Here is a 14228-nt window from a genome sequence, read left to right on the forward strand (position 1 = left end):
AACTGAGAACCCATGGCTATCCGTAAGTACAAGCCGACGACGCCGGGCCGACGCGGCTCGTCCGTCGCCGACTTCGCAGAGATCACCCGGAGCACTCCGGAGAAGTCCCTGGTCCGCCCGCTGCCCAAGAAGGGCGGCCGGAACAACACCGGCAAGATCACCACCCGGCACAAGGGCGGCGGTCACAAGCGCCAGTACCGGCTGATCGACTTCCGCCGGCACGACAAGGACGGCGTCGACGCCCGCGTCGCGGAGATCGAGTACGACCCGAACCGCACCGCGCGCATCGCCCTCCTGCACTACGTGGACGGCACCAAGCGCTACATCATCGCGCCGAACCGCCTCAAGCAGGGTGACTTCGTCGAGTCCGGCGCCGGCGCCGACATCAAGCCCGGCAACAACCTGCCGCTGCGCAACATCCCCGTCGGCACCGTGATCCACGCCGTCGAGCTGCGTCCGGGCGGCGGGGCCAAGCTGGCCCGCTCGGCCGGTGCGTCCGTGCAGCTGGTGGCGAAGGAAGGCCGCTTCGGCCAGCTCCGGCTGCCGTCCGGTGAGATCCGCAACGTCGACGTGCGCTGCCGCGCGACCGTCGGCGAGGTCGGCAACGCCGAGCAGTCGAACATCAGCTGGGGCAAGGCCGGCCGCAACCGGTGGCGGGGTATCCGCCCGACGGTGCGCGGTGTGGCCATGAACCCGGTCGACCACCCGCACGGTGGTGGCGAGGGCAAGACCTCCGGTGGTCGTAACCCCGTCAACCCCAATGGCAAGCCCGAGGGCCGCACCCGCCGTCGGAACAAGGACAGCGACAAGCTGATTGTGCGTCGCCGCCGTACTGGCAAGAACAAGCGATAGGAGCGGCGGAACATGCCTCGCAGCCTGAAGAAGGGCCCCTTCGTCGACCAGCACCTGTTCGTGAAGGTCGCCAACGAGAACGACAAGGGCACGAAGAACGTCATCAAGACCTGGTCCCGCCGGTCGATGATCATCCCCGACATGCTCGGTCACACGATCGCCGTGCACGACGGGCGCAAGCACGTGCCGGTGTTCGTCACGGAGTCCATGGTCGGACACAAGCTCGGTGAGTTCGCTCCGACCCGGACCTTCCGCGGCCACGTGAAGGACGACAAGAAGGGCAAGCGCCGCTAGGCGCCGCTCTTCGTCAAGACGAGAGAAGGAAAGCAATGGAAGCCAAGGCAGTCGCGCGGCACATCCGCGTCACGCCGATGAAGGCCCGGCGCGTCGTCAACCTGATTCGTGGCAAGCAGGCGAACGAGGCGCTGGCGATCCTGAAGTTCGCCCCGCAGCACGCGTCCGAGCCGGTCTACAAGGTGGTCGCGTCCGCGCTGGCCAACGCCCGGGTGAAGGCCGACCAGCTCAGTGTCGCCTTCAACGAGGACGACGTGATCGTCTCGGAGGCGTTCGTCGACGAGGGCCCGACGATGAAGCGGTTCCAGCCGCGGGCCCAGGGCCGCGCCTACCGCATCAACAAGCGCACGAGCCACATCACCGTCGTCGTCACCACGCCCCAGAACGAGGAGGTCCGCTAAGTGGGACAGAAAGTCAACCCGCACGGCTTCCGCCTCGGGATCACCACCGACCACGTGTCGCACTGGTACGCCGACAGCACCAAGGCCGGCCAGCGCTACAAGGACTTCGTCCGCGAGGACGTGAAGATCCGTCAGCTCATGTCCAAGGGCATGGACCGCGCCGGTATCGCCAAGGTCGAGATCGAGCGCACCCGTGACCGTGTCCGCGTCGACATCCACACCGCCCGTCCGGGCATCGTCATCGGCCGCCGCGGCGCCGAGGCGGACCGGATCCGTGGCGAGCTGGAGAAGCTCACGGGCAAGCAGGTGCAGCTGAACATCCTCGAGGTGAAGAACCCCGAGATCGAGGCTCAGCTGGTGGCGCAGGGCGTCGCCGAGCAGCTCGCGTCCCGCGTCGCGTTCCGCCGTGCCATGAAGAAGGCCATGCAGTCCGCGCAGCGGGCCGGTGCCAAGGGCATCCGGATCCAGTGCTCCGGCCGCCTCGGCGGTGCCGAGATGAGCCGTTCGGAGTTCTACCGCGAGGGTCGCGTGCCCCTGCACACGCTCCGCGCCAACATCGACTACGGCTTCTTCGAGGCCAAGACCACCTTCGGCCGCATCGGTGTGAAGGTCTGGATCTACAAGGGCGACATCACCGCCAAGGAGCTCGCCGCTCAGGCCGCAGCCGCGCCGTCGCGTGGCCGTGGCGAGCGTGGAGACCGCGGCGACCGTGGTGGCCGCGCCGGTGGCGGCGACCGCCGCCGTCGTGGTGACCGTCCCGAGGGCCAGGCCCCCGCGGCCACCGAGAACGCCCCGGCCGGCGCCACCGCGCCCGCCGCTGAAGGAGGAGAGCAGTAAATGCTGATCCCACGCCGAGTGAAATACCGCAAGCAGCACCACCCGGGTCGCTCCGGGCAGGCTACCGGCGGTACCCAGGTCACCTTCGGTGACTGGGGCATCCAGGCGCTGACCCCGGCCTACGTCACGAACCGGCAGATCGAAGCCGCTCGTATCGCGATGACCCGCCACATCAAGCGTGGCGGCAAGGTCTGGATCAACATCTACCCGGACCGCCCGCTGACCAAGAAGCCCGCCGAGACCCGCATGGGTTCCGGCAAGGGCTCACCCGAATGGTGGATCGCCAACGTCAAGCCCGGACGCGTGCTCTTCGAGCTCTCCGGTGTCACCGACGAGGTGGCGCGCGAGGCCCTGCGCCTGGCCATCCACAAGCTCCCGTGCAAGGCGCGCATCGTGCGTCGCGAAGGTGGTGAATAGACATGGCAGTGGGGACCAAGGACCTGGCCATCGAACAGCTCGCCGAGCTGGACAACGACCGGCTGGGCGAGGAACTGCGCAAGTCGAAGGAAGAGCTGTTCAACCTGCGCTTCCAGTCCGCGACCGGGCAGCTCGAGAACCACGGCCGGCTCAAGGCCGTCAAGCGGGACATCGCCCGCATCTACACGCTGCTGCGTGAGCGCGAGCTGGGCATCCGTCCGACCGTCGCCAAGGCAGCCGAGCCGGCGCAGCCCGAGAAGAAGGCCACGCGGCGTTCGAAGAAGGCCGACGAGACGCCGGCGGACGAGCCCGCCGCAGCGAGCGAGGATGAGACCAAGTGAGTGAGAACGTGACCGAGAACGCGGCCGCAGGCGGCGGCACGGACGCCAAGTCCCGCGGTGACCGCAAGACCCGCCGCGGCTACGTCGTGTCCGACAAGATGGACAAGACCGTCGTCGTCGAGGTCGAGGACCGCGTCAAGCACCCCCTGTACGGCAAGGTGCTGCGCCGGACCTCGAAGGTCAAGGCGCACGACGAGCAGAACACCGCCGGCATCGGCGACCTGGTCCTGATCAGCGAGACCCGGCCGCTGTCCGCCTCCAAGCGGTGGCGCCTGGTCGAGATCGTCGAGAAGGCCAAGTAAACTCTCTCTGCCCCTCTTTCCGGCCGTCGCCTCGCGCGACGGCGGTGCGGGGCAGGGGCGCGGGGCCGGTGGCGGGGGAGTGATTCCCCGCTTCGGCCCGGCCCGCGGGTCCGGACGGCCCGCGCAGTCCATATCCGTTCGACCAGGCTTCCTCCCTCGCCGGCATCGCCGAGGGGTGCGGAAGAACCGGTACGACGACAGGAGTACACAGTGATTCAGCAGGAGTCGCGACTGAAGGTCGCCGACAACACGGGGGCGAAGGAGATCCTCACCATCCGTGTTCTCGGTGGTTCCGGACGTCGCTACGCAGGCATCGGTGACGTGATCGTCGCCACCGTCAAGGACGCGATCCCCGGTGGCAACGTCAAGAAGGGTGACGTCGTCAAGGCCGTCATCGTCCGCACCAAGAAGGAGCGCCGTCGTCCCGACGGGTCCTACATCAAGTTCGACGAGAACGCCGCAGTGATCCTGAAGAACGACGGCGACCCCCGCGGCACCCGCATCTTCGGGCCCGTCGGGCGTGAGCTGCGCGACAAGCGCTTCATGAAGATCATCTCGCTGGCGCCGGAGGTGCTCTGACCCATGGCTCAGAAGTTCAAGATCAAGAAGGGCGACCTGGTCCAGGTGATCAGTGGCGCCAACGCCGCTCGCGGCGGTGACCGGGGCAAGCAGGGCAAGGTCCTGAAGGTGTTCCCCGAGACCAACCGGGTGCTCGTCGAGGGCATCAACCGGGTCACGAAGCACACCAAGGCCGGGCAGAGCGACCGTGGCACCCGCACGGGTGGCATCGAGCACGTCGAGGCGCCGATCCACATCTCCAACGTGGCGGTCGTCGACCCCGAGACCAAGAAGCCGACCCGCGTGGGCTACCGGATCGACACCGTCGAGCGCGACGGCCGGCAGCGCACCGTGCGTATCCGCGTGGCCAAGGCCTCCGGTAAGGACCTGTGATGAGCGAGACGACAGAGATGAACAGCACCGCTGGTGCCACCGAAGAGAAGATCACCCCGCGGCTGAAGGCGAAGTACCGCTCGGAGATCGTCGGGAAGCTCCAGGAGGAGTTCTCCTACGCGAACCCGATGCAGGTTCCCGGCCTGGTCAAGGTCGTCGTGAACATGGGTGTCGGCGACGCGGCGAAGGACTCGAAGCTGATCGAGGGCGCCGTGCGCGACCTGACGGCGATCACCGGTCAGAAGCCGATGGTCACCAAGGCCCGCAAGTCCATCGCGCAGTTCAAGCTGCGTGAGGGCATGCCGATCGGTACCCACGCCACGCTGCGCGGGGACCGCATGTGGGAGTTCGTGGACCGCCTGGTCAGCCTCGCGCTGCCCCGTATCCGCGACTTCCGCGGCCTGAGCCCGAAGCAGTTCGACGGCAACGGCAACTACACGTTCGGCCTGACCGAGCAGGTCATGTTCCACGAGATCGACCAGGACCGGATCGATCGCACGCGGGGCATGGACATCACCGTGGTGACCACGGCGAACACCGACGACGAGGGACGCTCGCTGCTGCGCGCACTGGGCTTCCCCTTCACCACCGACTGACACCACTACGCCGCAGGTCCGCACGAGTGCGGAAACCACGTCGAGGAAGGGCACCAGCCCAATGACCATGACAGACCCAGTCGCAGACATGCTGACGCGCCTGCGCAACGCCAACTCCGCTCACCACGACTCGGTGACCATGCCCTACAGCAAGCTCAAGGGCCGCGTCGCCGACATCCTCAAGGCCGAGGGCTACATCGCCGAATGGTCGGAGGAGGACGCCCGCGTGGGCAAGAACCTCACCATCGCGCTGAAGTTCGGTCCGAACCGTGAGCGCGCGATCGCCGGTGTGCGTCGCATCTCCAAGCCCGGCCTCCGGGTGTACGCGAAGTCCACGAACCTGCCGCACGTGCTCGGCGGTCTCGGCATCGCGATCCTGTCCACCTCCTCCGGTCTGCTGACCGACAAGCAGGCTGCCAAGAAGGGCGTCGGCGGGGAAGTCCTCGCCTACGTCTGGTAGTCGCGGGCACACGAAAGGAAGCGAAGCACCATGTCACGAATCGGACGTCTCCCGATCGCCGTGCCCGCCGGTGTCGATGTCACCATCGACGGCAGCCAGGTCAGCGTCAAGGGCCCGAAGGGCGAGCTGAGCCACACCGTGGCCAGCCCCATCGAGGTCGCGCTGGACGAGGGCACTCTGACCGTCTCCCGGCCGAACGACGAGCGGGAATCCCGCTCGCTGCACGGCCTGACGCGGTCCCTGATCAACAACCTCATCGTCGGCGTCACCGCCGGCTACGAGAAGAAGCTCGAGATCGTCGGCACCGGTTACCGCGTTCAGGCGCGGGGTGCGGATCTCGAGTTCGCGCTGGGGTACTCCCACCCGGTCCCGGTCAAGGCCCCCGACGGCATCACCTTCACGGTGGAGGGCCCCAACCGGCTCACCGTCACCGGCATCGACAAGCAGCGCGTCGGCGAGGTCGCTGCGAACATCCGCAAACTGCGCCGTCCCGACCCCTACAAGGGCAAGGGCATCCGGTACGCAGGCGAGCAGATCCGCCGCAAGGTCGGAAAGGCTGGTAAGTAAACATGACTCCCATCGGGATCTCCGTCATCAAGGGCAGGAGCAAGGCCGCTGCCCGTGCTCGCCGCCAGGTCCGTGGCCGCAAGCACGTCAGCGGTACGACCGTCCGTCCCCGGCTGGTCGTCACCCGCTCGAGCCGTCACGTCTTCGTCCAGGTCGTCGACGACACCCGCGGGGTCACCCTCGCGTCGGCGTCGACCCTCGAGGCCGACCTCCGGTCCCTCGGGGCCGACAAGACCGCCAAGGCCCGTCGGGTCGGTGAACTGGTCGCCGAGCGCGCCCAGGCCGCCGGTGTGGCGAGCGTCGTGTTCGACCGCGCGGGCAACAAGTACCACGGCCGTGTGGCCGCGGTCGCCGAGGGCGCCCGCGAGAAGGGGCTGGCACTGTGAGCGAGCAGAACAACGAGAAGGACACTGTGGTGAACAACGCAGAGGCGGCTCCGGCCGCCAACGCCGGCACCGCCGGAGACAGCACGCGCACCGACGGCAGTGGCCGTGGTGACCGCGGCGGTCGGGGCGAGCGTGGTGGCCGTGGTGGCCGCGACGGTGGCCGTGGTGGCCGTGACGGCGGGCGTGGTGGCCGTGGTGGCCGCGACGACGACCGGGACAAGTTCCTGGAGCGCGTCGTGAACATCAACCGCGTCGCCAAGGTCGTCAAGGGTGGCCGCCGGTTCTCCTTCACCGCTCTCGTCGTCGTCGGTGACGGCAACGGGATGGTCGGTGTCGGTTACGGCAAGGCCAAGGAGGTGCCGGCCGCGATCGCCAAGGGCGTCGAGGAGGCGAAGAAGTCCTTCTTCCGCGTCCCCCGCATCGAGGACCGCACCATCCCGCACCGCGTGCAGGGTGAGGCCGCTGCCGGCGTCGTCATGCTGCGTCCGGCCACCCCGGGTACCGGCGTGATCGCCGGTGGTCCGGTGCGCGCCGTGCTCGAGTGCGCCGGTATCCACGACGTGCTCTCCAAGTCGCTCGGTTCCTCGAACGCCATCAACATCGTCCACGCGACGGTGGAGGCGCTCAAGGGCCTCGAGGAGCCCCGCTCCGTGGCGGCCCGCCGTGGCCTGCCCATGGACGAGGTCGTCCCCGCCCCGCTGCTGCGGTCGATCCAGAAGGCAGGTGCGTGACCATGGCTGCGCCGTCGTACGAAGGCAAGCTGAAGGTGACCCAGATCCGGTCCGTCATCGGGGGCAAGCAGAACCAGCGGGACACGCTGCGTTCGCTCGGCCTCAAGCGCATCGGCCACACGGTCGAGCGCGATGCGGACGCCGTGACCCTGGGCATGATCCACACCGTGTCGCACCTGGTGAAGGTCGAGGAGGCAAAGTGAGCATCGCGGACAACACTGAGAACACGAACCCGAACGAGACCGTCGAGGTCACCGGGTCCACCCACGCGCTGAAGGTCCACCACCTGCGGCCGGCCCCGGGCGCCAAGACCACCAAGACCCGCGTCGGTCGCGGTGAGGGTTCCAAGGGCAAGACCGCGGGTCGCGGTACCAAGGGCACGAAGGCCCGGTACCAGGTCCGCCCGGGCTTCGCCGGCGGTCAGCTCCCGCTGCACATGCGGATGCCGAAGCTGCGTGGCTTCACGAACCCGTTCCGCGTCGAGTTCCAGGTGGTCAACCTGGACAAGCTCGCGGAGCTGTTCCCGGCCGGTGGCACCGTGGACGTCGCGGCGCTGGTCGCCAAGGGCGCCGTCCGCAAGAACCAGCCGGTGAAGGTCCTCGGCTCGGGCGAGATCGGCGTCGCGGTGAACATCACCGCGAACGCGTTCTCGGCCAGCGCGGTCGAGAAGATCGCCGCCGCCGGCGGCTCCACCACGGCGCTCTGACCGGGCGGTCCATGACCCCCGCGAAGGGACCGTCGGAGCACGCCGACAGTCCGTGAGACGAACTCCCGGTCGATGGGTCTCCCATCGGCCGGGAGTTCGTCGCATCCGGGGCGGCGTCGTCACCGGAACCACTACCGATACACTGGCAAGCTGTGGCCCGTGGCCACCGCTTCCACCCCATGACTTCTCCAGGAGGACACTTGCTCAGCGCACTTGGACGGGCGTTCCGGACGCCCGATCTGCGACGCAAGTTGTTGTTCACGCTGGCGGCCATCGCCATCTACCGGGCGGGTGCCTACATCCCCTCCCCGGGCGTCGACTACGCCAACGTGCAGCAGTGCCTCGCCCTCGGCAACACCTCGGGCGGCGTCTACCAGCTGGTCAACCTGTTCAGCGGCGGTGCGCTGCTGCAGGTGTCGATCTTCGCGCTCGGCATCATGCCGTACATCACCGCGAGCATCATCATCCAGTTGCTGCGCGTCGTGATCCCCTACTTCCAGACGCTGTGGGAGGAGGGACAGACCGGGCAGGCGCGGCTCACCCAGTACACGCGGTACCTGACCATCGGCCTCGGCGTGCTGAACGCGACGACGATCGTCACACTCGCCCGCTCGGGCGCGCTGCTGAACAACTGCCCGTACCCGGTGATCCCGAACGACGACCCGATCACGATCATCCTGCTCATCGTCACGCTCACGGCCGGTACCGGTCTGATCATGTGGCTCGGCGAGCTGGTGACGGAGCGGGGCGTCGGCAACGGCATGTCGATCCTCATCTTCACGTCCGTCGCCGCCGGGTTCCCGAGCTCGCTCGGCTCGATCCTCACCACCAAGGGCTGGGGCACGTTCCTGCTGGTCCTGGTGCTCGGCCTCGTGGTCGTCGCCGCCGTCGTCTTCGTCGAACAGTCCCAGCGCCGCATCCCCGTGCAGTACGCGAAGCGGATGGTGGGCCGGCGGACCGTGGGTGGGACGACGACGTACATCCCGATCAAGGTCAACATGGCCGGCGTGATCCCCGTGATCTTCGCGTCCTCGATGCTGTACCTGCCGAGCCTGCTCGCCCAGTTCAACACCCCGAAGGCGGGCCAGGAGCCGGCCGCGTGGGTCGTGTGGATCAACAACTACCTGACCCGTGGCGACCACCCGCTGTACATGGTGCTGTACGCCCTGCTGATCATCTTCTTCACGTACTTCTACGTGTCCATCACCTTCAACCCCACCGAGGTGAGCGACAACATGAAGAAGTACGGCGGGTTCATCCCGGGCATCCGGGCCGGCCGGCCGACCGAGCAGTACCTGCAGTACGTGCTGTCGCGCATCACGCTGCCGGGCGCCATCTACCTGGCGCTGGTCGCCCTGATCCCGCTGATCGCTCTCGTCGCCTTCGGAGCGAACCAGAACTTCCCGTTCGGTGGCACGTCGCTGCTCATCGTCGTCGGCGTCGGGCTGGAGACGGTCAAACAGATCGACGCGCAACTGCAGCAACGACACTACGAAGGGCTCCTGCGATGACTCAGACGGACGTACAGGCACAGACGGACTCCCTGGCGGCCGCGGGTGTGCGCATGCTGATCATCGGGCCGCCGGGCTCCGGCAAGGGCACGCAGGCCGCCCGCATCAGCGAGCGGCTCGACATCGTCGCCATCTCCACCGGTGACATCTTCCGGGCCAACGTCAAGGGCGGCACCCCGCTCGGCATCGAGGCGAAGTCCTACATGGACGCCGGTGACTTCGTGCCGGACTCGGTGACCAACAACATGGTCCGCGAGCGGCTGGCCGAGCCGGACGTCGCGGGCGGCTTCCTGCTCGACGGCTACCCCCGCACCACGGCACAGGTCGTGGAGCTGGACGCCATCCTGGCCGCCGGCAACGCGACCCTGGACCTCGTCCTGCAGCTGACCGCGGACAACGAGGAGCTGGTGCGCCGGCTGCTCAGCCGTGCCGCGGAGGAGGGCCGCACGGACGACAACGAGACCGTCATCCGTCACCGGCTCGACCTGTACACGCAGCAGACCTCGGCGGTCGTCAACGATTACGCCGACCGCGGCATCCTCGTCGCCGTCGACGGCATCGGCGGGATCGACGAGGTGACCGACCGGGTGATGACCGCGATGGCCCGCGTCGTCGAGCGCCAGGCCTGACGGTGTCGCCCTTCGCCCGGCACGGCATCGAGTACAAGTCCCGGGAGCAGATGGCCCGCATGGTCGAGGCGGGACGCGTCACGTCCGCAGCCCTGGACGCGGCGATCGCCACGGCCGGGGTCGGTGTGACCACGGCCGAGATCGACGCCGCGGCGGCCGCGGTGATCCGCGACGCCGGCGCCACGTCGAACTTCCTGGGCTACCACGGCTACCCGGCCACGCTGTGCATCTCCGTCAACAACCAGGTCGTGCACGGCATCCCCGGTGAGCACCGGCTCGCCGACGGCGACATCGTCTCCATCGACGGCGGGGCGATCGTCGACGGCTGGCACGGGGACAGCGCCCGCACCGTGATCGTGGGCGCCGCGAACCCCGCCGACGTCGAGCTCTCACGGGTCACCGAGGAGGCCATGTGGGCCGGGGTCGCCGCGTTCGCCTCCGCCACGCGGGTGGGGGACATCGGTGCCGCGATCGACGACCGGGTCACCGAGCTCGCGGGGGAGCGGTTCGGGATCCTCGAGGACTACGTCGGCCACGGCATCGGCACCGCCATGCACCAGCCGCCGGACGTGCTCAACTACCGGGCGCGTGACCGCGGGGCGAAGGCGCGAGCCGGGATGTGCCTGGCCATCGAGCCCATGCTGGTCGCCGGGGGACTGGAGACGGCGGTGCTCGAGGACGACTGGACCGTCGTCACCGTCGACGGCGCCCGGGCCGCGCACTGGGAGCATTCCGTCGCCCGCCACGAGGACGGCATCTGGGTCCTCACCGCCGAGGACGGCGGGGCCTCCCGCCTCGCGGCCTACGGCATCACGCCCGTCGCCCCCTGACGCGCCGGCGAGCCCGGCCCGGCATGCCGGCCCGACGTGCGCGCCCACGCGAGCGGGTCGCGGCGTCGGTCGCACCGATTTCCCTTCGCGCCGATCGACGCGTAGGATTGTCTGTTGGTTGTCTGCGCCCTCCGTGCGGCCTGCATTCCCCGTTCCGACAGTGACACGGGCGACCGCATGTCCGGGAGAACCTCGGGCAACCGGGAACGTCCCACCGCCTCGACCGGGGCGGACGAGAAAACGATAGCGGAGTTCATGGCCAAGAAAGACGGTGTCATCGAGATCGAGGGCACAGTGACCGAGGCGCTGCCCAACGCCACCTTCCGGGTGGAGTTGTCCAACGGTCACCTCGTTCTCGCCCACATCTCAGGGAAGATGCGTCAGCACTACATCCGGATCCTCCCCGAGGACCGGGTGGTGGTGGAGCTCTCTCCCTACGACCTGTCCCGCGGCCGCATCGTCTACCGCTACAAGTAAACGCAAAGGAAAGACATGAAGGTCCAACCGAGCGTGAAGCCGATCTGCGACAAGTGCAAGGTGATCCGCCGCAACGGCCGGGTCATGGTGATCTGCGAGAACCCACGCCACAAGCAGCGCCAGGGCTGACCTCCTCCGGGAGGCCCTGGGCCGCTCCCGGGTGCATCCGCACCCACCCCGGCGCCACCGGCGCCGATCATGACAGGCACCACCGCGGGCCCCGCCCGCACACCCCCGGCTCCGGAGGCCGGGGACCACGGCGAGACACCGTGGACGGTGATGCCTCAGACCTCCGGATGAACCAAGGAGAACCGCCACATGGCACGTCTCGCTGGCGTCGACATTCCCCGTGAGAAGCGGGTCGAGATCGCGCTGACCTACATCTATGGCGTGGGCCGCACCCGTGCGCACCAGGTCCTGGCCGAGACCGGGATCAGCCCGGACGTCCGGGTCAAGGACCTGACGGACGATCAGCTGGTGCAGCTGCGCGACTACATCGAGGGCAACTTCCGCGTCGAGGGCGATCTCCGCCGCGAGGTGGCCGCCGACATCCGCCGCAAGGTCGAGATCGGCAGCTACGAGGGCCTGCGGCACCGCCGTGGCCTGCCGGTGCGCGGACAGCGCACGAAGACGAACGCGCGCACCCGCAAGGGCCCGAAGCGCACCGTGGCCGGCAAGAAGAAGGCCCGCTGATTCTCAGCGGACCTCTCGCGAACGCAGATCCCATCCCAGGAGAGTAGACATGCCCCCGAAGACCCGCTCGGCGGTGCGCAAGCCGCGCCGCAAGGACAAGAAGAACATCACGCTCGGCCAGGCGCACATCAAGAGCACCTTCAACAACACCATCGTCTCGATCACCGACCCCTCCGGTGCCGTCATCTCGTGGGCCTCGGCCGGCGAGGTCGGGTTCAAGGGTTCGCGGAAGTCGACCCCCTACGCCGCGCAGATGGCCGCCGAGTCGGCCGCCAAGCGCGCGCAGGAGCACGGTGTCAAGAAGGTCGACGTGTTCGTCAAGGGCCCGGGCTCCGGTCGTGAGACCGCGATCCGCTCGCTGCAGGCGACCGGCCTGGAGGTCGGCACCATCCAGGACGTCACCCCGAGCGCCCACAACGGCTGCCGCCCGCCGAAGCGCCGCCGCGTCTGATCATCCCCGGCGACCGGGTCCGCTCCGCGGGCCCGGTCGCTCGGTCGTGCCACCACCGGGACCTCGGCGTGATGCCGACGCCCGTCGGGTGGCCGGACCCGGTCATTCCACCACTGTGTTGCGTCATATAGCGGTCGCTCGCTGAAAGGAAACCTCCGAAGTGCTCATTGCACAGCGCCCCACTCTCACGGAAGAAGTCGTCTCCGAGACGCGCTCCCGTTTCACCATCGAGCCCCTCGAGCCCGGCTTCGGCTACACGCTCGGTAACTCCCTGCGCCGGACCCTGCTGTCCTCCATCCCCGGTGCCGCCGTCACCAGCATCCGCATCGACGGCGTGCTGCACGAGTTCACGACGGTCCCCGGTGTCAAGGAGGACGTCACCGAGATCATCCTGAACATCAAGCAGCTCTCGGTCTCCTCGGAGCACGACGAGCCGGTCGTCGCCTACCTGCGCAAGCAGGGCCCGGGCGTCGTCACCGCCGCGGACATCGCGCCGCCGGCCGGGGTGGAGTTCCACAACCCGGACCTGCACATCGCCACGCTGAACGAGAAGGGCAAGTTCGAGGTCGAGCTGACCATCGAGCGTGGCCGCGGCTACGTCTCGGCCTCGCAGAACAAGTCCTTCGACGCCGAGATCGGCCGCATCCCGGTCGACTCGATCTACTCGCCGGTCCTGAAGGTCACCTTCCGCGTCGACGCCACCCGCGTCGAGCAGCGGACCGACTTCGACAGCCTGGTCGTGGACGTCGAGACCAAGCCGGCGATCAGCCCGCGCGACGCCGTCGCGTCGGCCGGCACCACCCTGGTGGAGCTGTTCGGCCTCGCCCGCGAGCTGAACACCGCCGCCGAGGGCATCGAGATCGGCCCGTCGCCGACGGACGCCGCCCTCGCCGCCGACATGGCGCTGCCGATCGAGGACCTGGAGCTGACCGTCCGGTCCTACAACTGCCTCAAGCGTGAGGGCATCCACAGCGTGGGTGAGCTCGTCGCCCGGTCCGAGGCGGACCTGATGGACATCCGGAACTTCGGCGCCAAGTCCATCGACGAGGTCAAGGCCAAGCTCCTCGAGCTCGGTCTCTCGCTGAAGGACTCGCCCCCAGGCTTCGACCTGGCCGCTCGTGCCGCCCTCGAAGAGGACGACGCCGAGTACGGCGACGACGAACTCTGACCCGCCGTTTCTAGAGGAGAACAACCATGCCCACCCCCACCAAGGGTCCGCGCCTCGGAGGCGGCCCCGCCCACGAGCGCCTCATGCTGGCCAACCTGGCGGCCTCGCTCTTCGAGCACCGTCGGATCACCACCACGGTGACCAAGGCGAAGCGCCTGCGTCCCTACGCCGAGCGACTGGTCACCTTCGCCAAGCGCGGTGACCTGGCGTCCCGTCGCCGCGTGCTCGCCGTGATCAGCAACAAGACCGTGGTCCACGAGCTCTTCACCGAGATCGCCCCGGCCGTGTCGCAGCGCGACGGCGGTTACACCCGCATCACCAAGATCGGTCCCCGCAAGGGCGACAACGCGCCGATGGCCGTGATCGAGCTCGTCCTCGAGCCGGTCTCCGCCCGGCAGGCGACCGTCGCGGAGGCGGAGAACGCCACCCGTCGCGCCGGCTCGAGCGCTGCTCCGGCCGCCGCCCAGGTGCCGGCCGAGGACAGCACGGCCGACGTGGCCGCCGCTGCTCCGGCCGCCGACGAGACCGAGGCGACCCCGGCCGAGACCCCCGCCGAGGCGACCCCGGCCGAGGCTCCCGCCGAGACCGAGACTGCGACCGAGGGCGACGCCGAGAAGGCCTGACCTCG

At 68.6% G+C, this 14228-nt stretch carries 25 protein-coding genes; all 25 read left to right on the forward strand.

Annotation, left to right across the window (positions count from 1 at the left end):
- Positions 1-12: 12 nt before the first annotated feature.
- The 25 genes from rplB (at position 13) to rplQ (ending at position 14223) form a co-directional block, all read left to right on the forward strand.
- Complete coding sequence (gene rplB, locus BGP79_RS04805; RefSeq protein WP_076693514.1) at positions 13-852, forward strand: 50S ribosomal protein L2; 840 nt, start codon at positions 13-15, stop codon at positions 850-852.
- A gap of 12 nt (positions 853-864) precedes the next feature.
- A complete protein-coding gene (gene rpsS / locus BGP79_RS04810; RefSeq protein ID WP_076693515.1) occupies positions 865-1146 on the forward strand; it encodes a 30S ribosomal protein S19 in 282 nt (93 codons plus the stop codon).
- A 35-nt stretch (positions 1147-1181) separates the two neighbouring features.
- Positions 1182-1547 carry a 50S ribosomal protein L22 gene (gene rplV, locus BGP79_RS04815; protein WP_076693516.1) on the forward strand — a complete coding sequence of 122 codons (366 nt, stop codon included), beginning with the start codon at positions 1182-1184 and terminating at the stop codon, positions 1545-1547.
- Positions 1548-2384, forward strand: a complete 837-nt coding sequence (rpsC, locus tag BGP79_RS04820; protein ID WP_076693517.1) for a 30S ribosomal protein S3 — start codon at positions 1548-1550, stop codon at positions 2382-2384.
- Entirely contained in the window at positions 2385-2801 is a 417-nt protein-coding gene (rplP, locus tag BGP79_RS04825) for a 50S ribosomal protein L16 (protein ID WP_076693518.1), read from the forward strand. It abuts the gene before it with no gap.
- Between the two features lie 2 nt (positions 2802-2803).
- The gene (rpmC, locus tag BGP79_RS04830) at positions 2804-3142 is read left to right on the forward strand and encodes a 50S ribosomal protein L29 (protein WP_076693519.1); all 339 of its coding nucleotides are present in this window, start codon (positions 2804-2806) and stop codon (positions 3140-3142) included.
- Positions 3139-3444, forward strand: a complete 306-nt coding sequence (gene rpsQ / locus BGP79_RS04835) for a 30S ribosomal protein S17 (RefSeq protein WP_076693520.1) — start codon at positions 3139-3141, stop codon at positions 3442-3444. The genes rpmC and rpsQ overlap by 4 nt, the downstream gene beginning before the upstream one ends.
- A gap of 210 nt (positions 3445-3654) precedes the next feature.
- Positions 3655-4023: a 50S ribosomal protein L14 gene (gene rplN / locus BGP79_RS04840; RefSeq protein ID WP_076693521.1), complete on the forward strand. Its 369-nt coding sequence runs from the start codon at positions 3655-3657 to the stop codon at positions 4021-4023.
- Positions 4024-4026: 3 nt separating this feature from the next.
- Positions 4027-4395, forward strand: coding sequence for a 50S ribosomal protein L24 (gene rplX / locus BGP79_RS04845; protein ID WP_076693522.1), 369 nt, complete (start codon positions 4027-4029; stop codon positions 4393-4395).
- Positions 4396-4412: 17 nt separating this feature from the next.
- Positions 4413-4991, forward strand: coding sequence for a 50S ribosomal protein L5 (gene rplE, locus BGP79_RS04850; RefSeq protein WP_143588321.1), 579 nt, complete (start codon positions 4413-4415; stop codon positions 4989-4991).
- Between the two features lie 61 nt (positions 4992-5052).
- Positions 5053-5451 carry a 30S ribosomal protein S8 gene (gene rpsH, locus BGP79_RS04855; RefSeq protein ID WP_076693524.1) on the forward strand — a complete coding sequence of 133 codons (399 nt, stop codon included), beginning with the start codon at positions 5053-5055 and terminating at the stop codon, positions 5449-5451.
- A 30-nt stretch (positions 5452-5481) separates the two neighbouring features.
- Positions 5482-6018 (forward strand): 50S ribosomal protein L6, encoded by a 537-nt coding sequence (gene rplF, locus BGP79_RS04860; protein ID WP_076693525.1) that lies wholly within the window; start codon positions 5482-5484, stop codon positions 6016-6018.
- Between the two features lie 2 nt (positions 6019-6020).
- Positions 6021-6404, forward strand: a complete 384-nt coding sequence (gene rplR, locus BGP79_RS04865) for a 50S ribosomal protein L18 (RefSeq protein ID WP_369800158.1) — start codon at positions 6021-6023, stop codon at positions 6402-6404.
- Positions 6401-7135 carry a 30S ribosomal protein S5 gene (gene rpsE / locus BGP79_RS04870; protein ID WP_076693526.1) on the forward strand — a complete coding sequence of 245 codons (735 nt, stop codon included), beginning with the start codon at positions 6401-6403 and terminating at the stop codon, positions 7133-7135. The genes rplR and rpsE overlap by 4 nt, the downstream gene beginning before the upstream one ends.
- A gap of 2 nt (positions 7136-7137) precedes the next feature.
- A complete protein-coding gene (rpmD, locus tag BGP79_RS04875; RefSeq protein WP_076693527.1) occupies positions 7138-7338 on the forward strand; it encodes a 50S ribosomal protein L30 in 201 nt (66 codons plus the stop codon).
- A gap of 2 nt (positions 7339-7340) precedes the next feature.
- On the forward strand, positions 7341-7841 hold the full coding sequence (gene rplO / locus BGP79_RS04880) for a 50S ribosomal protein L15 (RefSeq protein WP_076693832.1): 501 nt from the start codon (positions 7341-7343) through the stop codon (positions 7839-7841).
- A 200-nt stretch (positions 7842-8041) separates the two neighbouring features.
- Entirely contained in the window at positions 8042-9352 is a 1311-nt protein-coding gene (secY, locus tag BGP79_RS04885) for a preprotein translocase subunit SecY (RefSeq protein ID WP_076693528.1), read from the forward strand.
- A 53-nt stretch (positions 9353-9405) separates the two neighbouring features.
- Positions 9406-9981, forward strand: a complete 576-nt coding sequence (locus BGP79_RS04890) for an adenylate kinase (protein WP_076693834.1) — start codon at positions 9406-9408, stop codon at positions 9979-9981.
- A gap of 2 nt (positions 9982-9983) precedes the next feature.
- A complete protein-coding gene (gene map, locus BGP79_RS04895) occupies positions 9984-10811 on the forward strand; it encodes a type I methionyl aminopeptidase (RefSeq protein WP_304442059.1) in 828 nt (275 codons plus the stop codon).
- A 255-nt stretch (positions 10812-11066) separates the two neighbouring features.
- Positions 11067-11288, forward strand: a complete 222-nt coding sequence (gene infA, locus BGP79_RS04900) for a translation initiation factor IF-1 (RefSeq protein ID WP_076693529.1) — start codon at positions 11067-11069, stop codon at positions 11286-11288.
- Positions 11289-11303: 15 nt separating this feature from the next.
- On the forward strand, positions 11304-11417 hold the full coding sequence (gene rpmJ, locus BGP79_RS04905) for a 50S ribosomal protein L36 (protein WP_017833320.1): 114 nt from the start codon (positions 11304-11306) through the stop codon (positions 11415-11417).
- A 189-nt stretch (positions 11418-11606) separates the two neighbouring features.
- The gene (gene rpsM / locus BGP79_RS04910; protein WP_076693530.1) at positions 11607-11981 is read left to right on the forward strand and encodes a 30S ribosomal protein S13; all 375 of its coding nucleotides are present in this window, start codon (positions 11607-11609) and stop codon (positions 11979-11981) included.
- Positions 11982-12030: 49 nt separating this feature from the next.
- On the forward strand, positions 12031-12432 hold the full coding sequence (gene rpsK, locus BGP79_RS04915) for a 30S ribosomal protein S11 (RefSeq protein ID WP_076693531.1): 402 nt from the start codon (positions 12031-12033) through the stop codon (positions 12430-12432).
- A gap of 160 nt (positions 12433-12592) precedes the next feature.
- Positions 12593-13600 (forward strand): DNA-directed RNA polymerase subunit alpha, encoded by a 1008-nt coding sequence (locus tag BGP79_RS04920; RefSeq protein ID WP_076693532.1) that lies wholly within the window; start codon positions 12593-12595, stop codon positions 13598-13600.
- Between the two features lie 26 nt (positions 13601-13626).
- On the forward strand, positions 13627-14223 hold the full coding sequence (gene rplQ / locus BGP79_RS04925; RefSeq protein WP_076693533.1) for a 50S ribosomal protein L17: 597 nt from the start codon (positions 13627-13629) through the stop codon (positions 14221-14223).
- The last annotated feature ends 5 nt before the right edge of the window (positions 14224-14228 follow it).

Origin of the sequence: Tersicoccus sp. Bi-70 (genome assembly GCF_001968825.1) — a bacterium.
In the GTDB taxonomy this organism is placed as follows: domain Bacteria; phylum Actinomycetota; class Actinomycetes; order Actinomycetales; family Micrococcaceae; genus Tersicoccus.